Origin of the sequence: Streptomyces bungoensis, from assembly GCF_001514215.1 — a bacterium.
GTDB classification, from domain to species: domain Bacteria; phylum Actinomycetota; class Actinomycetes; order Streptomycetales; family Streptomycetaceae; genus Streptomyces; species Streptomyces bungoensis.
Window position 1 is genome coordinate 55,793 of record NZ_KQ948876.1, and the last position, 19,117, is coordinate 74,909.

Here is a 19,117-nt window from a genome sequence, read left to right on the forward strand (position 1 = left end):
CGGAAAGTGATCAGCTGTCCGGGCGGTCCTCCGGGGTCGGGTCCGTGATCGGGGCCGACTCCGTGGCCGTGGACTTGGCCGTGCTGATCGCCGCCGTCGCGCCGTTCGCACCGTTGGTCAGTGCGAGCTCCTTGGGGGAGAGCACCGGCGGACGGGTGGAGGGGGTGCGGCGGGAGGAGCCGGTCCACGCGGGCCGCGGCGGGCGCTTGTGGATCGGGGCGAAGATCTCGGCGATCTCCTCCTTGCCGAGGGTCTCCTTCTCCAGCAGGTGGAGGACGAGCTGGTCGAGCACGTCGCGGTTCTCGACCAGGATCTCCCAGGCCTCGTTGTGCGCGGTCTCGATGAGCTTCTTGACCTCTTCGTCGACCAGCGCGGCGACCTCTTCCGAGTAGTCGCGCTGGTGCGCCATCTCACGTCCGAGGAACGGCTCGCTGTTGTCGCCGCCGAACTTGATGGCACCGAGCCGCTCGGTCATGCCGTACTGCGTGACCATCGCGCGGGCCAGGTTGGTGGCCTTCTCGATGTCGTTGGCGGCGCCGGTGGTCGGGTCGTGGAAGACCAGCTCCTCGGCCGCGCGGCCGCCCAGCATGTAGGCCAGCTGGTCGAGCATCTCGTTGCGCGTGGTCGAGTACTTGTCCTCGTCCGGCAGGACCATCGTGTAGCCGAGGGCGCGGCCGCGAGACAGGATCGTGATCTTGTGGACCGGGTCGGAGTTCGGCGAGGCCGCCGCGACCAGGGCGTGTCCGCCCTCGTGGTACGCGGTGATCTTCTTCTCCTTGTCCGACATGATCCGGGTCCGCTTCTGCGGGCCCGCGACCACGCGGTCGATCGCCTCGTCCAGCGCCCTGTTGTCGATCAGCTTCTGGTCACCGCGGGCGGTGAGCAGCGCTGCCTCGTTGAGCACGTTCGCCAGGTCCGCGCCGGTCATGCCGGGGGTGCGGCGGGCGACGGCGGCCAGGTCGACGTCCGGGGCGACGGGCTTGCCCTTCTGGTGGACCTTGAGGATCTCCAGACGGCCCTGCAGGTCCGGCGGGTCGACCGCGATCTGGCGGTCGAAGCGGCCGGGGCGCAGGAGGGCCGGGTCGAGGATGTCGGGGCGGTTCGTGGCGGCGATGAGGATCACACCGCCCTTGACGTCGAACCCGTCCATCTCGACGAGCAGCTGGTTCAGGGTCTGCTCGCGCTCGTCGTGACCGCCGCCGAGGCCGGCGCCGCGGTGGCGGCCGACCGCGTCGATCTCGTCGACGAAGACGATCGCCGGGGCGTTCGCCTTGGCCTGCTCGAAGAGGTCGCGGACGCGGGAGGCGCCGACGCCGACGAACATCTCGACGAAGTCGGAACCGGAGATCGAGTAGAAGGGCACTCCGGCCTCGCCGGCCACGGCGCGCGCGAGGAGCGTCTTGCCGGTGCCGGGACGGCCGTAGAGGAGCACGCCCTTGGGGATCTTCGCGCCGACGGCCTGGAACTTGGCCGGCTCCTGCAGGAACTCCTTGATCTCGTGGAGTTCCTCGACGGCCTCGTCGCAGCCGGCGACGTCGGTGAAGGTGGTCTTGGGGGTGTCCTTGGTGATGAGCTTGGCCTTGGACTTCCCGAAGTTCATGACCCGGGAGCCGCCGCCCTGCATCTGGTTCATCAGGAACAGGAAGACGACCACGATGAGAACGAAGGGAAGCAGGGAGAGCAGGACGCCGACGAACGGGTTCTGCTTGGACGGCGACACGGTGTAGCCGTCGGGAATCTGCTTGTCCTGGAACTTGGTCTGCAGCGTGCCGGCGATGGCCACGCCCTGGTCGCCGATGTAGCTCGCCTGGATCTTCGAGCTGCCGTCGACCTTCTGACCGTCCTTGAGCGTGACCTTGACGGTCTGCTCGTCACCTGTGGTGAGTTTGGCCGACTGGACCCTGTTCTCGTTGATCGCCGCAACGACCTGGCCGGTGTCCACCGTCTTGTAGCCGCCGGACGAGCCGACGACCTGCATCAACACGACCACGGCAAGGACGGCCAGCACGATCCACATGACCGGCCCACGGAAGTATCGCTTCACGTCCATCCATACGGAGCGGTGCCGCCCCGTCCCTCCTGCCATAGTGAGTTTGATAAGACAGTTCTTCTGACGGTACCCCAGCATCGTGGTCCAAAGCCGCACGGAGCGGCGTGGACGGCCGGCAATCCCGTCTCTGCATGCTCCAACGCGGAGAGACCCGCTGGGGTTCCCGAGCGTCTCGGAAGAGCCGGCCCTGTGGGCTCAGCCGCCGTAGACGTGGGGCGCGAGCGTACCGACGAACGGCAGGTTGCGGTACTTCTCGGCGTAGTCGAGGCCGTAGCCGACGACGAACTCGTTCGGGATGTCGAAGCCGACCCACTCGACGTCGATGGCGACCTTGGCGGCGTCCGGCTTGCGCAGCAGCGTGCACACCTTGAGGGAGGCGGGCTCGCGCGAGCCGAGGTTGTTGATCAGCCAGGACAGGGTCAGGCCGGAGTCGATGATGTCCTCGACGATCAGGACGTGCCTGCCCTTGATGTCGGTGTCGAGGTCCTTGAGGATGCGGACGACACCGGAGGACTGGGTGCCCGCGCCGTAGGAGGACACGGCCATCCAGTCCATGGTGACGGGGGTGGACAGCGCCCGGGCGAGGTCCGCCATGACCATCACGGCGCCCTTGAGGACGCCGACGATGAGCAGGTCCTTGTCCGCGTATTCCGCGTCGATCTTCGCGGCCAGCTCGGCCAGCTTCGCGTCGATCTCTTCCTTGGTGATGAGTACCTGCTTGAGGTCGGCACCCATGTCTTTCGCGTCCACCCGCATCACTTTCGGTCGTCCCGCACTTACGGCCGCTGGTACTACGGCCACCGGCTGCCCGGCCCACCGGAGGGTCTCTCCGGGGGTCGCGATTCAGCCTTGCCGAATCACCAGTCTGCCACCCTGGCGCCGGGCGACGACTTTGCCCGGGAGATTGATGGCCTTCTGGCCGCGCCAGCCGGTGATCAGCCGGTCGACTTCCTCGATGTGCCGGGCGAAGAGGGATCCGGCGGGGGCGCCGGCCTCGATGGCGGCGCGGCGCAGGATGCGGCGGCGTACGGCGGCCGGCAGGGCGTAGAGCTTGGCGCACTCCAGCAGGCCCGCGGCGTCGCGTACGGAGGCCTCGGCCTGGCCGGCCCAGGCGTCGAGGGCGTCGGCGTCGTCGCGGGAGAGCCGGGCGGTGCGGGCGAGGGCTTCCACGACGCCTTTGCCGAGGGCCTTCTCGAGGGCGGGCAGGCCCTCGTGCCGGAGCCGGGAGCGGGTGTAGGCCGGGTCGGCGTTGTGCGGGTCGTCCCAGACCGGCAGGGACTGGACCATGCAGGCCTTGCGGGCGGTCTGCCGGTCGATGTGCAGGAACGGGCGCCGGTAACGGCCGCCGGCCCCCGAGACCGCGGCCATGCCGGACAGGGAGCGGATGCCGGAGCCGCGGGCGAGGCCGAGCAGGACGGTTTCGGCCTGGTCGTCGCGGGTGTGGCCGAGCAGGACCGCGGCGGCGCCGTGGCGTTCGGCGGCGGCGTCGAGGGCGGCGTAGCGGGCGTCGCGCGCGGCGGCCTCGGGTCCGCCTTCGCGGCCGACGCGCACCGTGACGGACTCGGCGGGGTCGAGACCGAGGCCGCGCAGCCGGAGGACGACCTCGTCGGCGCGCAGGTCGGACCCGGCCTGGAGGCCGTGGTCGACGGTGACGCCGCCGGCGCGGATGCCGAGCCGGGGGGCCTCGAAGGCGAGGGCGGAGGCGAGCGCCATGGAGTCGGCGCCGCCGGAGCACGCGACGAGCACGAGCGGGGAGGGGGGCCGCTCGGCCGGGGCGTCCTGGCCGGGGGCGCGCCGGGTGCGCCCGGGGGCGTCGAGGGCGCAGCCGTGGTCGGTGAGGATGTCGTGGAGGACGCGGCGGACCGCCAGGCGTATCGCCGCGACCGCAGGATGGGGACCCATGTCCGGTTCCCTTCATGAAGTTTCCGGGGGGTGAGCCCGAAGTCGGTCACTCAGAGTGTGTAGATGGTGACAGAAGCGGGCCGTTCCCCGAGCATTGCACGCCTACCCATCGCTCACGGTCCCTCGGACGGGTGATTGGTGGGGCGTTCGTCTGCCGTCGGCCGGATTCGTTTCACACCCGCCGTGCGGCGCTCACGCCTCGGGCTTGCGGTGCACCCGAGTGACCCAGTCCGCCGGTTTGGCGATCTCCGCCTTGGTGGGCAGGGTGTTGGGGGAGGTCCAGACGCGGTTGAAGCCGTCCATGCCGACCTGTTCGACGACGGCGCGCACGAAGCGTTCGCCGTCGCGGTACTGCCTGAGTTTGGCGTCCAGACCCAGCAGTTTGCGCAGGGCGAGGTCGAGGCGGGAGGCGCCCTTGGCGCGGCGCTGCTGGAACTTCTCGCGGATCTCGGCGACGGACCGCACGACGTCCGGGCCCACTCCGTCCATGACGAAGTCGGCGTGGCCCTCGAGGAGGGACATCACGGCGGTGAGGCGGCCGAGGATCTCGCGCTGGGCCGGGGTCTGCACCAGTTCGACGAACGAGCGTCCGCCGTCCTCCTCCTCGCCCTCGGGGCGGCCGCCGGCGAGGGACTGCGCGGCGTCCCGGACGCGCTCGAGGACGGTCATCGGGTCGACGTCGGTCTCGGCCAAGAACGACTGGATTTCGCCCTCGAGGTGGTCGCGGAGCCAGGGCACGGCGGTGAACTGGGTGCGGTGGGTCTCCTCGTGCAGGCAGACCCAGAGCCGGAAGTCGTGCGGCTGGACGTCGAGTTCGCGCTCGACGTGGACGATGTTGGGGGCGACGAGGAGCAGCCGGCCGCCGCCGTTCTCCCCGGCGGGAAGGTCGCGGGTGGCGGGGGCGAAGGTCTCGTACTGGCCGAGGACGCGGGAGGCGAGGAACGACAGCAGCATGCCGAGTTCGACGCCGGTGACCTTGCCGCCGACGGCGCCGAGGACGGCGCTGCCGGGGTTGCCGCCGCGCCGGTCCTGCATCTTGTCCAGGAGGGGCTTGAGGATCTCCCGGAAGCCGGCGACGTTGGCGCGGACCCAGCCGGGGCGGTCGACGACGAGGACGGGGGTGTCGTGGGTCTCCTCGGTGCCGAGACGAGTGAAGCCCCGGACGTGTTCCTCCGAGGCCTTCGCGTGCCGGCGCAGTTCCGCGACGACGGACCTGGCCTCGTCGCGGCTGACCTCCGGGCCCGGGCGCACGAGCCGTGTCGCGGTCGCCACCGCGAGGTTCCAGTCGACCATCCCGGGAGATGCGGTGCCACCGAAGCTCGTCATGGGTCAACGGTACGTGAGCCTCACCACTTGGGGCAGGCCGTGTGGGGTGGGCGGGGTGGCGGCGGGGCCTGCCCGGGGCTACCCGCAGCCGCAGCCGGCCAGGGCCGTCGCCGTCCGGTCCAGGGCCGACTGGGCCGCCTGGGGGTCGGTCGTGCCGGAGGCCAGGAAGGCGAAGGCGAGGAGGTGGCCGTCGGTGTCGACGACGGTGCCGGCGAGGGTGTTGACGCCGGTCAGGGTGCCTGTCTTGGCGCGGACGACACCGGCGGCGCCGTCGGTGTAGCGGTGGGTCAGGGTGCCGGTGAAGCCGGCGACGGGGAGGCCGGTGAGGACCGGGCGCAGGCCGGGGCGGGCGGGGTCGCCGGCCGTGACCAGGAGGGCGGTCAGGAGGTTGGCCGTGAGCCGGTCGTCGCGGTCGAGGCCGCTGCCGTCGTGGAAGGAGGCGCCGGACAGGGGCAGGCCGAGCTTGGTGAGGCGGGCGGCGACGGCCTTGGCGCCGCCCGCGAAGCTCCCCGGCTCGCCGCTCGCCAGCGCGGTCTGGCGGGCGAGGGCCTCGGCGATGTCGTTGTCGCTGTTGGTCAGCATGCGCTCGACCACGGCCGACAGCGGGGGCGAGGAGACGGTGGCGAGGGTCTTCGCGCGCGTGGTGGCCTTGGACGGGCCGGGGGCCGTCGTCGTGATGCCGGCGTCCTTCAGGAAGCCGGCGAAGGTGCCGGCCGCGTCCGCCGCCGGGTCGCTCACGCGGGTCGCCGGGCCGCTGCTGGAGTCGTCGGTGCGGCCCTCGTCGGCGATGAGGGCGCTGACGGGCGCGAGGTTGTCGTTGACGCCGATGGGGTGCAGTGCGGGCCCGGAGTAGAGGGTGGTGTCGTACGACAGGGTGACCTTGCCGATGTGGCGCCGGGTGAGCGCGGCGGCGGTGTCGGCGGCGAGGGTGCGCAGGCTCGCCCAGCCCGCGGCCTTCTTCCGGGCGGTGAGGGTCGGGTCGCCGCCGCCGACCAGGACGAGCTCCCCGGTGTCGGGTTCGAGCGCGGCGCGGGTGGTGAAGCGGTGGTCGGGGCCGAGCGCGGACAGGGCCGCGACGGCGGTGGCGATCTTGGTGGTGGAGGCGGGGGTGAGGGGCTTGCCCGCGTCGCTGCCGTAGAGCCGTCTGCCGGTGGTGACGTCGACGACGGCTCCCGTGTGGCCGCCGCTGAGCGCGGGGACGCCCAGGAGGGGCTCCAGGACGTCGGCGAGGGCCTTTCCGGTGGGCGGGGCCTTCTTGGTGCTCACGGTGCCCGTGGCGCTCCCCAGTCCCGCGAGGACCGCCGCCGCGCTCGGTGCGGGCCGGGGCAGTCCCGCGGCGGTGCCGGAGCCGTCGTGATCTGTGCCACCCGGCCGCTCCAGGGCAGCGGCACGGTCCCGCTCGGCCGTACGCTGACCGTTGGCGTCCCAGGGCCCGGCGGCGGTCACCACACCGGCGGCCAGTGCCAGCCCGGCGGTGGCGGCGCCCGCGCTGTACTGCCAGGTCCTGATGTTCCGGGGACGGCGCAGGTGGGAACGCGGGGACCGTACGGCACGGGCCAGCCGCGCGACCCGCGGCCTCGCGGCCGTCACGGCACGCGTCACCCGCGGTCGTAGCGCGTTCGCGAGCCGCTCAACCCGCGGTCCCGCGGCTCGCCAAGGCCCGAGCTCTGGCACGACCACCAGCCCCTTTCGCGATCACACACCTGCGTGAGGGACACTTAACCACCAGAACTATGTGTTGATCATGGAGGAGCCACCGGTGGAGTTCGACGTCACGATCGAGATCCCGAAGGGTTCGCGCAACAAGTACGAGGTGGACCACGAGACCGGTCGGATCCGCCTGGACCGTCGTCTCTTCACCTCGACCGCCTACCCGACCGACTACGGCTTCGTCGAGAACACCCTCGGCGAGGACGGCGACCCGCTGGACGCGCTGGTCATTCTTGACGAGCCGACCTTCCCGGGCTGCCTGATCAAGTGCCGCGCGATCGGCATGTTCCGGATGACGGACGAGGCCGGCGGCGACGACAAGCTGCTGTGCGTCCCGGCGACGGACCCGCGCGTGGAGCACCTGCGCGACATCCACCACGTGTCGGAGTTCGACCGCCTGGAGATCCAGCACTTCTTCGAGGTGTACAAGGACCTGGAGCCCGGCAAGTCCGTCGAGGGCGCCAACTGGGTGGGCCGTACGGACGCCGAGGCGGAGATCGAGCGGTCGTACAAGCGCTTCAAGGAGCAGGGCGGTCACTGACCCCCGGTTCGTGACGGGCCGCACACACGCGCCGTGTGTGCGGCCCGTTTGCGTGTCGGCCGTGCGCGCATGCGCATACTGTGGTTTGCGCGAAGTGTCGTTCAGGAAGCGGTGTGAGGTGACGGAGGCGGAGGAGCGGAAGCCCCGGTCGGACGAGGCGCGGTACGACCCCGAGATCACGTCCGAGTTCGCCGTACCCCAGGGCCTGGAGCTGGCCCGGGCGGGTGCCGAGCCGGAGACCACGTCCGAGTTCGCCGTCCCCGAGGGACTGCAGACGCCGCAGGCGCCGAGCGCCGAGCCGGAGGGGTCGGCGTTCACCCGGCCGCGCACCTACAGCGCCAAGGACGCCCCGCCCGCGTTCACCCCGGCGGCCGGCATGCCGGTGGTCAGCCTGGTGAAGGACGCGCCCTGGCAGGACCGGATGCGCACGATGCTGCGCATGCCGGTGGCCGAGCGGCCGGCGCCCGAGCCCGTCCAGCGGGCCGACGAGGCCGGGCCCGCCGTCCCGCGCGTGCTCGACCTGACCCTGCGTATCGGTGAGCTGCTGCTGGCCGGCGGTGAGGGCGCGGAGGACGTGGAGGCCGCGATGTTCGCGGTGTGCCGGTCCTACGGCCTGGACCGCTGCGAGCCGAACGTCACCTTCACCCTGCTGTCGATCTCGCACCAGCCGTCCCTGGTGGACGACCCGGTCACCGCCTCGCGCACGGTCCGCCGGCGCGGCACCGACTACACCCGTCTGGCCGCGGTGTTCCGGCTGGTGGACGACCTGACCGACCCGGAGACCCATGTCTCCCTGGAGGAGGCCTACCGGCGGCTGGCGGAGATCCGCCGCAACCGGCACCCCTACCCCGGCTGGGCGCTGACCCTGGCGAGCGGGCTGCTGGCCGGTGCGGCCTCGGTGCTGGTCGGCGGTGACCTGATCGTGTTCGTCGCGGCCGCGGTGGGCGCGATGCTCGGCGACCGCCTGGCCTGGCTGCTGGCGGGGCGGGGGCTGCCGGAGTTCTACCAGTTCACGGTGGCCGCGATGCCGGCGGCGGCGATCGGCGTGGCGTTCGCGCTGGCCCACGTCGACGTCAAGGCCTCCGCCGTCGTCACCGGTGGGCTGTTCGCGCTGCTGCCCGGGCGGGCGCTGGTCGCGGGCGTGCAGGACGGCCTGACGGGCTTCTACATCACCGCCTCCGCGCGCCTGCTGGAGGTCATGTACTTCTTCGTCGGCATCGTCGCCGGCGTGCTGATGGTCCTGTACTTCGGCGTGAAGGTCGGCGGCACGCTGAACCCGGACGCGGCCCTGGCCGTGTCCAAGCGGCCGCTGATCCAGATCGCGGCCTCCATGCTGCTGTCGCTCACCTTCGCTGTCCTGCTCCAGCAGGAGCGGTCGACCGTGCTGGCGGTGACGCTGAACGGCGGTGTGGCCTGGTCGGTGTACGGCGCGCTGCACTACCCCGGGGGACTCTCGCCGGTGGCCTCCACGGCGGTGGCGGCGGGGCTGGTGGGGCTGTTCGGGCAGCTGCTGTCGCGGTACCGGTTCGCCTCGGCGCTGCCGTACACGACGGCCGCGATCGGTCCGCTGCTGCCCGGTTCGGCGACCTACTTCGGGCTGCTGTCCATCGCGCAGAGCAACGTGGACAAGGGGCTGGTGTCGCTGGCGAAGGCCGCCTCCCTGGCGATGGCCATCGCCATCGGGGTGAACCTCGGTTCGGAGATCTCCCGGCTGTTCCTGCGGATCGGCTCCGCCGGGAAGCGGCGCGCGGCCAAGCGGACGCGCGGGTTCTGAGCCGCCCGGCAACCGCTCCTTCAGTGGTTGCGGTGGTCGTACGGGTACTGGTCCTGGTCGTACTGCTGCTGGCCGTACTGCTGCGGCGGCGGCTGCTGGCCGTACTGCTGCTGGGGCTGCTGCTGCGGGTGCTGCTGCCCGTACTGCTGCTGTGGGTACTGCTCCTGCCCGTACTGCTGCTGGTCGTAGTACTGGTGGTCGTAGCCGCCGCCCTGGTCCCAGTACTGCTGCTCCTGCTGGGCGCCGTACGGCTGCTCCGGCTCTATGCGGCGCAGCCGGGTGGTGGCGTCGTCCATCACCGGCGGCGCCGCGGGCGTGACCTGCGGCGTGGTCTGCTGCGCGGCCGCCTTCTTGCTCTTGCCGCGCGCGCGGAGGAACTCGATCGCGATCGGGATCACGGAGACGAGGACGATCAGGATGAGGATCGCCTCGATGTTGTTCCTGACGACCGCGTGCCCGCCGAGCCAGGAGCCGAGCAGGGTGACGCCCGCGCCCCACAGGACGCCGCCGATGACGTTGAAGGTCAGGAACGAGCGGTACCGCATGCCGCTGACGCCGGCGATGATCGGCGTGAACGTGCGCACGACGGGCACGAAGCGGGCGAGGACCAGGGACTTCGGGCCGTACTTCTCGAAGAACTCGTGCGCCTTGGTGACGTTCTCCTGCTTGAACAGGCGGGAGTCCGGGCGGTTGAACAGGGACGGGCCGACCTTCCGGCCGAACATGTAGCCCGCCTGGTCGCCGAGGACCGCGGCGAGGCAGATCAGGGCGATCGCGCCCCACAGCGGGAAGTCCATCTGGTGGGACGTGATCAGCAGACCGCACGTGAACAGCAGCGAGTCGCCCGGCAGGAAGAAGCCGATGAGCAGGCCGGACTCGGCGAAGACGATGAGCAGCAGACCCCAGATGCTGTAGGTGCTCAGCAGGTGGTTGGGGTCCAGCCAGCTCGGGCCGAGGGCGAGTGTCGTCACGGGTCCGGGCTCCTGAGGTGGTGATGGCGGCTACGGCGTCCCGGTGAGGGGCCGCACAAAGCTATCAACGTGAGGTGACCGCCCCGGGTTCCACCGGTGGCTCCAGCATGCACCGCGGGGTGAGCGGGAGAAAGCCGCGGCCCGGGAACGGGCGTCCCGGGCCGGGGGTCACGCGGAGTGCCGGTCGGCGTTGGCGAGGATCGCGCCGCGAAGGTGCCCGGCGAGACCGGGGCGCATGCCGTCGTAGTAGGCCTTGAAGCGCTCGTCGGAGACGTACATCTCCGCGAAGCACCGGTGCATCTCGTACGGGACCTCGAAGAACCACCGGCACACGTGCTGCCGGTGCTCCTCGGCCATGTTCATGGCCGCCTCGCCGGCCGGCGGCTCACCGGCGGCCATGAGGGCGCGGTACCGCTCGCTCCAGTCGTCGGCCTCGGCCTGCAGGCGCTTCCAGTCCTCCTTGGTGTAGCCGGCGGCCCGGCGCTGCGACTCGGTGTACGCATCGGTGCCGCCCCAGCGCTGCTCCGCCTCCTCGGCGTACTGATCGGGATCCTTGTCCCCGAAGACCTCGAACCGCTCCTCGGGCGTGAGGTTGATGCCCATCTTGCGTGCCTCCATGGCGTGCTCCACGGCCGCGGCCATCTTCTGCAGCTTCTCGATCCGGGCGGTCAGCAGCTCGTGCTGGCGGCGCAGGTGCGCGCGCGGGTCCGCGTCCGGGTCGTCGAGCAGGACCGCGACCTCCTCGAGCGGAAAGCCGAGCTCCCGGTAGAACAGGATCTGCTGGAGCCGGTCGAGGTCGGCATCGCCGTAACGCCGGTGACCGGAGTGGGTGCGCTCGCCGGGCACGAGCAGGCCGATCTCGTCGTAGTGGTGCAGGGTGCGCACCGTGACCCCGGCGAACCCCGCGACCTGTCCCACGGAGTAGCTCACTGTCCGCTCCTTGTCGTCGGTACGGCCTCCACGCTCGCGCCTCACGCCACGTGAGGTGCAAGCCGGATCCGGGCGGACAGCCCGCGCGGGCTTCCGTCCGCTTCCGCGCGCTTGCGTCAGCGGGCGTCCCCGGGGTGCCGCTCCCCCGTCGCGTACGGGTTCTCCCGGCCCTCGGCGAGGACGCCGACGAACGGGGCGCCCTCGCCGGAGAAGGTGTAGGCGCCGTCCTCCAGGCGGGCGACGAGGCCGTGGGTCCACGCGGCCTCGGAGTCTGCGGTGTGGATCCACATGTTCATGATCTCGCCGATGTGGCCGAGCTGTTCCGGGCCTTCCTCGGGCACGTAGTGCTCGGTGACCGAGGACCGCCAGGCCTCGATCCGGCGGATCCGCTCCTCGAGCAGGGTGACCGCCTCGGCGCGGGAGAGGTCGACCATGAAGCCGACGGCTGCCGTCTTCATGTCGCCGCGCTGGTCGTAGGTGACCAGGGCCTCGCGGAGCAGGGCGAAGTACTCGGCGGTGCCCTGCTCGGTGAGCTCGTACTCGGTGCGCGGCGGGCCGCCCGCCGTGGACGGCGCGATCTCGTGCGCGTGCAGCAGTCCCTGCCGGGCCATCTGCTTCAGGGCGTGGTAGATGGAGCCCGGCTTGGCGTTGGACCACTCGTGCGCGCCCCAGTACTCCAGGTCGGCCCGGACCTGGTAGCCGTGGGCCCGCCCGTGCTGGCGGACCGCGCCCAGCACGAGGAGACGGATCGCTGACATGCCGTCCAGGTTAGGGCCGGGTGTCTATCCGGCCTGTTCCAGGGCCACCAGCTCGAAGGCGGTCTTCCCGTCGAGGGACTCCCGGATGATGTCGGCGTGACCGGCGTGCCGGGCCGTCTCGCGGATCAGGTGCAGGCAGAGCCAGCGCAGGGAGACGCGGCCCTCCGGCGGGAACCAGGGGTCGGGCGGCAGCGGGAAGGTGTCGTCCAGGCTCGGCGCGGAGCGGATGAACTCCTCCGTCTCGGCGGCGACCTGCTCCCAGCGCGCGAGCTGCGAGGCGACCGTCTCGTCCCCGGCGAGCCGGAAGCTCTCGTGCCAGTTCGACTCGTCGCGCCGTACCGCCGGCGGCTCCCGCCGGGCCCGGGCCACCCAGCCCTGCTCGACCTCGGCGACGTGCTTGAGCAGCCCGCCGAGGGACAGTTCGCTCGCGCTCGGGCGGGAGCGGGCCTGCTCCTCGGTCAGCCCCAGCAGGGATCGGCGAACGCCGCCGCGCTGATCCTCGATGAACGCGAGGAGTGCTCCCCGCTCGTCCCCGCTCGTCTCCGACGCCACGTGCTCGACCATGACCGGCCGCCTTCCCTCGGGTCCTCCGGGACACCCTGCTCTTCCCTGACACCGACGACGCTACGGGCCCTTGCGGTCAGGTTCTGTCCGCAAGGGCCCGGAGGGAGGAAGGAGTCCGGAAAGGTTCCAGGAGGGGTCCTGAGAGGTCCTGAGGGGTCCTGGAAGGTCTCCTAGAAGGGGAAACCGCTGCGTCCGTGCTGCACCGAGATCCACTTGATCGTGGTGAACGCCTCCAGGGTCGTCTCGCCGTTCAGGCGGCCGATGCCCGAGTGCTTCTCACCGCCGAACGGGACGAGCGGCTCGTCGTGCACGGTGCCGTCGTTCACGTGGAACATGCCGGTGTCGATCTGCCGGGCGAACGCCACGCCGCGCTCGATGTCACCGGTGTGCACCGCGCCGCTCAGGCCGTACGGCGTGTCGTTGACCAGGCGTACGGCCTCCTCCTCGCCGTCGAACGGGACGAGGAAGACGACGGGACCGAACACCTCCTGGCGCAGCAGCGCGGAGCCGGCGGGTACGTCGGTGAGCACGCTGGGCTCGACCAGGTTGCCGTGGGTGCCGCCGCGCACCAGGGCGGTGGCGCCCTCCTCGAGCGCCTGCTCGACGGCGCCGGCGAGGGCGTTCGCCTGCGCGGAGTTGATCACCGGGCCGATGACGGTCTCCGGGTCGCGCGGGTCACCGACCTTCAGGCTCCGCACCTTGGCGACGAACTTCTCGGTGAACTCGTCGGCGATCGAGCGGTCCACCAGGACCCGGTTGGCGGCCATGCAGACCTGGCCCTGGTGGACGAACCGGCTGAAGACCGCCGCGTCCACGGCGTAGTCGATGTCGGCGTCGTCCAGCACGACGAGCGCGCTGTTGCCGCCCAGTTCGAGCACCGAGCGCTTGAAGTTGGCGGCGCAGACGGTGGCGACGTGCCGGCCGATCTTGTCGGAGCCGGTGAAGGAGATGACCTTCGGGATCGGGTGCTCGATGAAGGCGTCGCCGATCTCCGCTATGTCGGTGACGACGACGTTGAGCAGGCCGCCGGGCAGCCCCGCCTCCTCGAAGATCTTCGCGACCAGGGTGCCGCCGGCGATCGGCGTGTTCTGGTGCGGCTTGAGGACCACGGCGTTGCCGAGCGCGAGGGCGGGGGCCACCGACTTGATCGACAGCAGGAAGGGGAAGTTGAACGGGCTGATCACGCCCACGACCCCCACCGGCACCCGGTAGACGCGGTTCTCCTTGCCGTCGGCCGGCGAGGGCAGGATCTTCCCCTCCGGGCGCAGCGCCAGGTGGACCGACTCGCGCAGGAACTCCTTGGCGAGGTGCAGCTCGAAGCCGGCCTTCACGCGCGTGCCGCCCAGCTCCGCGATGATCAGGTCGGCTATCTCCTGCTCGCGCTCCTCTATCAGCCGCAGCGCCCGCTCGAAGACGGCCCGGCGGGTGTAGGGGTTGGTGGCCGCCCACTGCTTCTGCGCCCGGGCCGCCGCCCGGTAGGCCTCGTCGACCTCGTCGACGGTCGCCACGGTGATCGAGGCCAGCTTCTCGTCGTCGTACGGGTTGAAGTCGATGACGTCCCAGGAGCCGGTGCCCGGTCGCCATTCACCGTCGATGTACTGCTGGGCCAGGTCGCTGAAGTAGGACGACATGTGATCCCTCAATCACTCGCGGGGCCAGATCCCGGTCACGGTCTGAGCACGCGTCATCGTACTTGTGTTTCAAGAGAGTTGAAGGAGACCACGGAGAAGATCCCGGCTCTCCTCCGGCCCGGGGCTGTCCTGCTGCAGCTCCTTGAGCGCCTGCTCGTACTGGGCGACGTCCTCGCGCTTGTCCAGGTAGAGCGCGCTCGTCAGCTGCTCCATGTAGACCACGTCCGACAGGTCCGACTCGGGGAAGCTGAGGATGGTGAAGGCGCCGCTCTCCCCGGAGTGCCCGCCGAAGCCGAACGGCATGACCTGCAGCCGTACGTTGGGGCGCCGGGAGACGTCGATCAGGTGCTGCAGCTGGCCGCGCATCACCTCGCTGTCGCCGTAGGGGCGGCGCAGGGCGGCCTCGTCGAGGACGATGTGCAGCTCGGGCGCGTGGTCGGACAGGAGGTACTTCTGCCGCTCCAGCCGCAGCGCGACCCGCCGCTCCACGTCGGCCGCGCTCGCGCCCTTCATGCCGCGCCGGACCACCGCGCGGGCGTACTCCTCGGTCTGCAGCAGGCCGTGCACGAACTGCACCTCGTAGACCCGGATGAGGGAGGCGGCGCCCTCCAGCCCCACGTAGGTGGGGAACCAGCTGGGCAGCACGTCGGTGTAACTGTGCCACCAGCCGGCCACGTTGGCCTCCCGGGCGAGGGAGAGCAGCGACTCGCGCTCCGCCTCGTCGCTGATGCCGTACAGCGTCAGCAGGTCTTCCACGTCCCTGGTCTTGAAGCTCACCCGGCCCAGCTCCATCCGGCTGATCTTCGACTCCGATGCGCGGATCGAGTAGCCCGCCGCCTCACGCGTGATCCCCCGTGCTTCACGCAGTCGCCTGAGTTGCGAGCCGAGCAGCATGCGCCGCACCACCGATCCGGGCTCTCCCGCGCTCACTTTCGCCAGCCTCCCCAACCGTCTTCAGGGCCCGAAGTCTGCCACTAAATCACTCCGAGCAGTACTCGTCCGGTTACGGAAACGGAAAGAGGTCGGCCGTTTTACACGAGCAGAGGTCCGTACCTCTGACATTCAGCCGATCCAACATGGCGGAAAAAATGACCAAGAAGCGGTACGGGCATGCCCATTTCGGTCGCGTGCACGTGCATCTGCCCTTGCATCTGCTGTGCGCATCCGAAACCATGGTGCCGCGCCACCGCTGCATCGCAACGACCGCGAATTCCCGGGAGTGCCTCGCATGGGGACGAATGGATCGACCATGCTCAAGCCGTTACGGCAGGGCCTTCCGCCGCTGGATCCCGCGGCCGTGTCCAGTGCCGCCTCCTGCGCCCTCCCGGCCCGGTACGAGGCGGTGAGCGAGGCCCGGCGCTTCACCCGCGGCACCCTGGACCAGTGGGACGTGGGCGACCGCTTCGACGACATATGCCTCGTCGTCTCCGAACTCGTCACCAACGCCCTGCGGCACGGCCTGCCGGCCGACGCCGTCTGCGCCGATCCGCACGCCTCGGTGCGGCTGCACCTGATGCGCTGGACCGAGCGGCTGGTGTGCGCGGTGCGCGACCCCAGCCACGAGACGCCGGAGCCGCGCGATTCGGACGACTTCGCCGCCGAGTCGGGCCGGGGGCTGTTCCTGGTCGACTCCTTCGCCGACAGCTGGGGCTGGCACCCGCTCGCGGGCACCCTGCACGGCAAGGTGGTGTGGGCGCTCTTCCGGCTTCGGACAGCAGGCTGATCCGCCCGGCCGACCGACCCGTTCGCCCGCACGCCCGGTCGGGGCACGTGCGCCGGCCCGCCGCGCACGGGGGCACCGCGCGACATCGTTGCCAAGGGCCGCGGCGAGTCCGAACAGGGGTGCGTCAGCTCGTCACGAGGTGGTCGAACTCGCCGTCCTTGACGCCGAGGAGCATGGCCTCGATCTCGGCGCGGGTGTAGACGAGCGCGGGTCCGTCCGGGAAACGCGAGTTGCGCACGGCCACGTCACCGCCCGGCAGTCGCGCGAACTCCACGCAGGAACCCTGCGAGTTGCTGTGCCTGCTCTTCTGCCAGGCCACCCCGTCCAGCTGCGTGGCAGCCATGCCGTTGTACACGTCGAACCCCCCGTACACGCCGTCAACGTCGCGGTTCACAGGTCGCTCCCCGGTGGTGCACTGGCTGGTGTGGCCATGGATGCTGGTGCCAACTGACCCGGATCATAACCTTGTTCATGTGCAGTTGCATGAGCAGATGCACGTGCACGAGGGGTGTTCCCGCGATTACAGCTTTGACGTCGGCTTTACCGAAGGCGTTCGGCGGTCACCGCGGCCGTTCCGGCGGCGTCTGCCCCCAAAACGGCCGTGCATGCCGCGTTCGCTCCCCCGCGCAGAAGGAAAGACGCGCGCCGGGCCTGTCCTGTTCCCCGTGTCCGCGGAATGGTCCGGTCCACGGTCCAGGTCGTTGGTCCAGGCCGTCGGTCCAGGTCGTCGGTCCAGGCCGTCGGTTCGATCCATGCCACACGGCTCATCGAGGGCTGCCGGGTGCGGCTGGTAGCTTGCTGCGGTCACTCCGGCCTCGGCCGGCCACGGAAGCTTGGGAGCACGACGTGACTACGGCTACTGCAAGGGTGCGGATCGCGGCCGCGGCCGCGGGGCTGGTGGGCGCGCTCGCGCTGACCGCGTGCAGCGGAGGCGGCTCCCCGGACGACTCCTCGGCCGACTCCACGGCCACGGCCGCTGCGAGTTCCTCGCCCACCGCCGGGTCCACCGGCACGGTGACCGGCTCCTCCGGCAAGCTCCAGGGCAGCTGGGTCACCACCAGCAAGGGCGCCGTCGTGGCCCTGGTGATCACCGGCGGGAAGGCCGGGCTGTTCGGGACCGGCGGCACCGTCTGCAGCGGCACCGCGGGCAGCGAGTCGGGCATGCGGATGATTCACCTGACCTGCAGCGACGGCAACAAGGACCGGGTCACCGGCATGGTCGACTCGGTGACGAAGGACGGCATGAGGGTGACGTGGTCCGGCAAGCTCGGCCAGGAGACCTACACCAAGGCCGAGGGCGGCAAGCTGCCGTCGGGGCTGCCGACGGCGATCAAGCAGTGACGGCCTCCCACCTGAAGCGGTGAATTCGGCAGGGGTGCCTGCTCCGGCCCCCGGCGCAGGGGCCATGATGCGGGAAGACCGCCACGACCTCGATGGGACCTGCTCATGCGCGCCATTCCGCTCACCGTCACCGCCCTCGCCGCCGCCCTGCTCCTGACCGCCTGCGACGACGGGGGCGGCGGCAAGAACGGCAAGAGCAGCTCCGCCTGCGAACTCGGCGGGGTGTCGGTGCAGATCGGGTCGGCGAGCGTCGCCCCGGCCGCCGGGGACACCGGTGAGGTGCCCGTCAGCATCACCAACCAGAGCAGGGCCTGCACCCTGGACCGCTTCCCCGTGGTGTCGCTGGGCTCGGGCGGCTCGGTGGTCTCCCTGAAGGCCCAGGAGGGCGCCAAGGCGCAGCAGCTCAAGCTCGCCAAGGGCGACTCGGCGTCCTTCAGCATCACCTACGTGCGCGGCAAGGCGGGTGACCGGGGCAGCATGGGCGCGACGACGGTGAAGATCGGCCTGCCCGGCTCGACGGACACGCGCACCTTCCCGTGGAAGTACGGCCCCGTGGCCGGCAAGGGGGGCGCCGCCGGGTCCCCGGACGCCTCCGTCAGCGCCTTCCAGCAGGTCGGGGACTGAGCGCGGGCGCGGGCCGCGGACCGGCGCTCACTCCAGGGGCGGCCGGGCGGTGACCTGGGCCCGGTCCGCCGCCCGGGCGCCCTCGGTCCAGCCGGCCGCGTCGCTCACCCCGCGCAGCCGGGTCGCGGTGGTCTCCGGGAACATGCGCTCCAGCCGGTCGGCGACGGATATCTCCCGGGTGGCGAGCACCGGCAGCAGGTCCTCGGTCACCTGGGTCCCGGCCGCGGTGGCGAGGCGGTCGCCGACGCGGTGGGCGTAGGCCGCGAGGAACGACTGGCGGAAGGTCTTGGTCCGCTTCCGGCCGCCGGCCCGCTGGGCGGCCTCCGCCCTCGTCATCGCGTGCGTCGCCTGCACCAGCAGCGAGGTGTAGAGCAGCTCGACCGCCTCCAGGTCCGCCTCGAAGCCGACCACCGTGGAGAAGCCGAGCGGTTCGTTCCACACCGCGCGGCAGTGGTTCGCGGTGGCGACCGCGTCCAGCAGCACCGCCTTGGCCTGCTCGTACGGCGGCTCGACGCCGATCCGGCAGGCTCCGGGCGCGTCCGGCGCGGGGGCCCCGGCGGCGAGCAGGGCCTCGTCGACGCTGTGCCGTGCCATCAGCTCCTGCGCCTTGGCGCTGAGCGCCTCCGCCTCCTCGGGATATCCGGTCGCCTCGGCCTTGGCCAGCAGGGCGCGGATCCGGCCGAGCATGCGCGAGGCACCGGGCCCGGGATCGCGGCGGGGCTCCTCGAGGACCTCCAGCGCGGGCAGGCGCAGCAGCAGGCGGTAGAGCCGCAGGACGGCGGTGGCCCGCGAGAAGCGGTCGCTGGCGCGCTCGGGCTCGGGCCGCTGGGGCAGGGCCGCGAGCTGGGCGGCCCAGCGGCGCCCGCGCGGGCCGTCGTGCGACGCCTGGTCGCGGATCAGTGCCGCCGCCAGGTGCACGTGCGGCTCGTCCAGCTCCCGCCGCACGAGTCGTACGACGTCGGCGGGCTGCCAGCCGCGCCGCCAGGCCCCGGCCATGAACTCCTGGCCCCGGCGGGCGAGTTCGGCGTCCGCGGCGGGGTCGGCCGCGAGCAGGGAGGCGCCGGAGTCGAGGCCGGTGTCGGTGTCGTCGTACAGGGCGGCCCGGAAGGCCCGCTCGACGGTGCTGGCAGTGCTGGTCACGCCGTCGATCGTGCCACGCCCGGCGGACACCCGGCGGGCGCCGTCCACACCCTGTGGACAACCGGACCCCCGACATGCGGCTCAGCGCCCCGGACACACACTGTCAACCATCGGTTGACACCAGAAGGGTGG

General features: G+C 71.3%; 18 protein-coding genes. 5 read left to right on the top strand and 13 right to left on the bottom strand.

The window, feature by feature from the left end; all coding sequences use genetic code 11:
• Positions 1–10 precede the first annotated feature (10 nt).
• The 5 genes from ftsH to dacB all read right to left on the bottom strand — a co-directional run bounded on the left by ftsH (position 11) and on the right by dacB (position 6,958).
• A complete protein-coding gene (gene ftsH, locus AQJ66_RS33785) occupies positions 11–2,050 on the bottom strand; it encodes an ATP-dependent zinc metalloprotease FtsH (protein ID WP_061929781.1) in 2,040 nt (679 codons plus the stop codon).
• A gap of 195 nt (positions 2,051–2,245) precedes the next feature.
• On the bottom strand, positions 2,246–2,806 hold the full coding sequence (gene hpt / locus AQJ66_RS33790; RefSeq protein ID WP_061929783.1) for a hypoxanthine phosphoribosyltransferase: 561 nt from the start codon (positions 2,804–2,806) through the stop codon (positions 2,246–2,248).
• A gap of 87 nt (positions 2,807–2,893) precedes the next feature.
• Positions 2,894–3,952, bottom strand: a complete 1,059-nt coding sequence (gene tilS / locus AQJ66_RS33795) for a tRNA lysidine(34) synthetase TilS (RefSeq protein WP_061929786.1) — start codon at positions 3,950–3,952, stop codon at positions 2,894–2,896.
• A gap of 192 nt (positions 3,953–4,144) precedes the next feature.
• Positions 4,145–5,278, bottom strand: coding sequence for a zinc-dependent metalloprotease (locus AQJ66_RS33800; RefSeq protein WP_061929789.1), 1,134 nt, complete (start codon positions 5,276–5,278; stop codon positions 4,145–4,147).
• A gap of 78 nt (positions 5,279–5,356) precedes the next feature.
• On the bottom strand, positions 5,357–6,958 hold the full coding sequence (dacB, locus tag AQJ66_RS33805; RefSeq protein ID WP_061929791.1) for a D-alanyl-D-alanine carboxypeptidase/D-alanyl-D-alanine endopeptidase: 1,602 nt from the start codon (positions 6,956–6,958) through the stop codon (positions 5,357–5,359).
• 79 nt (positions 6,959–7,037) lie between these two features.
• Here dacB and AQJ66_RS33810 point away from each other — a divergent pair, with 79 nt between their 5' ends.
• Both AQJ66_RS33810 and AQJ66_RS33815 read left to right on the top strand, forming a co-directional pair.
• The gene (locus tag AQJ66_RS33810) at positions 7,038–7,529 is read left to right on the top strand and encodes an inorganic diphosphatase (protein WP_031115900.1); all 492 of its coding nucleotides are present in this window, start codon (positions 7,038–7,040) and stop codon (positions 7,527–7,529) included.
• 118 nt (positions 7,530–7,647) lie between these two features.
• Positions 7,648–9,303 (top strand): threonine/serine exporter family protein, encoded by a 1,656-nt coding sequence (locus AQJ66_RS33815; protein WP_061929795.1) that lies wholly within the window; start codon positions 7,648–7,650, stop codon positions 9,301–9,303.
• Positions 9,304–9,323: 20 nt separating this feature from the next.
• Here the strand turns inward: AQJ66_RS33815 and AQJ66_RS33820 are convergent, their stop codons facing one another.
• From AQJ66_RS33820 to AQJ66_RS33845, 6 genes are all read right to left on the bottom strand, one after another.
• Complete coding sequence (locus tag AQJ66_RS33820; protein ID WP_061929798.1) at positions 9,324–10,274, bottom strand: DedA family protein; 951 nt, start codon at positions 10,272–10,274, stop codon at positions 9,324–9,326.
• A 168-nt stretch (positions 10,275–10,442) separates the two neighbouring features.
• Positions 10,443–11,204 carry a MerR family transcriptional regulator gene (locus AQJ66_RS33825; RefSeq protein ID WP_061929801.1) on the bottom strand — a complete coding sequence of 254 codons (762 nt, stop codon included), beginning with the start codon at positions 11,202–11,204 and terminating at the stop codon, positions 10,443–10,445.
• A 116-nt stretch (positions 11,205–11,320) separates the two neighbouring features.
• Positions 11,321–11,962: a PadR family transcriptional regulator gene (locus AQJ66_RS33830; RefSeq protein WP_061929804.1), complete on the bottom strand. Its 642-nt coding sequence runs from the start codon at positions 11,960–11,962 to the stop codon at positions 11,321–11,323.
• Positions 11,963–11,986: 24 nt separating this feature from the next.
• Positions 11,987–12,526, bottom strand: coding sequence for a DinB family protein (locus AQJ66_RS33835; RefSeq protein WP_061929807.1), 540 nt, complete (start codon positions 12,524–12,526; stop codon positions 11,987–11,989).
• Between the two features lie 170 nt (positions 12,527–12,696).
• A complete protein-coding gene (locus AQJ66_RS33840; RefSeq protein WP_061929810.1) occupies positions 12,697–14,157 on the bottom strand; it encodes an aldehyde dehydrogenase family protein in 1,461 nt (486 codons plus the stop codon).
• Positions 14,158–14,226: 69 nt separating this feature from the next.
• Positions 14,227–15,051, bottom strand: a complete 825-nt coding sequence (locus AQJ66_RS33845; RefSeq protein WP_061929875.1) for a helix-turn-helix domain-containing protein — start codon at positions 15,049–15,051, stop codon at positions 14,227–14,229.
• 355 nt (positions 15,052–15,406) lie between these two features.
• Between AQJ66_RS33845 and AQJ66_RS33850 the strand changes: the two genes are divergently transcribed.
• The gene (locus AQJ66_RS33850; protein ID WP_061929812.1) at positions 15,407–15,880 is read left to right on the top strand and encodes an ATP-binding protein; all 474 of its coding nucleotides are present in this window, start codon (positions 15,407–15,409) and stop codon (positions 15,878–15,880) included.
• Between the two features lie 124 nt (positions 15,881–16,004).
• Here AQJ66_RS33850 and AQJ66_RS33855 read toward each other — a convergent pair whose 3' ends face one another.
• On the bottom strand, positions 16,005–16,274 hold the full coding sequence (locus tag AQJ66_RS33855; RefSeq protein ID WP_208611513.1) for a DUF397 domain-containing protein: 270 nt from the start codon (positions 16,272–16,274) through the stop codon (positions 16,005–16,007).
• Between the two features lie 452 nt (positions 16,275–16,726).
• On the opposite strand from AQJ66_RS33855, the gene AQJ66_RS33860 reads away from it, so the two are divergent.
• Positions 16,727–17,221 (top strand): hypothetical protein, encoded by a 495-nt coding sequence (locus AQJ66_RS33860; protein WP_244163013.1) that lies wholly within the window; start codon positions 16,727–16,729, stop codon positions 17,219–17,221.
• A gap of 105 nt (positions 17,222–17,326) precedes the next feature.
• Complete coding sequence (locus AQJ66_RS33865; protein WP_061929818.1) at positions 17,327–17,845, top strand: DUF4232 domain-containing protein; 519 nt, start codon at positions 17,327–17,329, stop codon at positions 17,843–17,845.
• A 27-nt stretch (positions 17,846–17,872) separates the two neighbouring features.
• On the opposite strand, the gene AQJ66_RS33870 is transcribed toward AQJ66_RS33865, so the two are convergent.
• On the bottom strand, positions 17,873–18,985 hold the full coding sequence (locus AQJ66_RS33870; protein ID WP_208611514.1) for a DUF2786 domain-containing protein: 1,113 nt from the start codon (positions 18,983–18,985) through the stop codon (positions 17,873–17,875).
• Positions 18,986–19,117 lie beyond the last annotated feature (132 nt).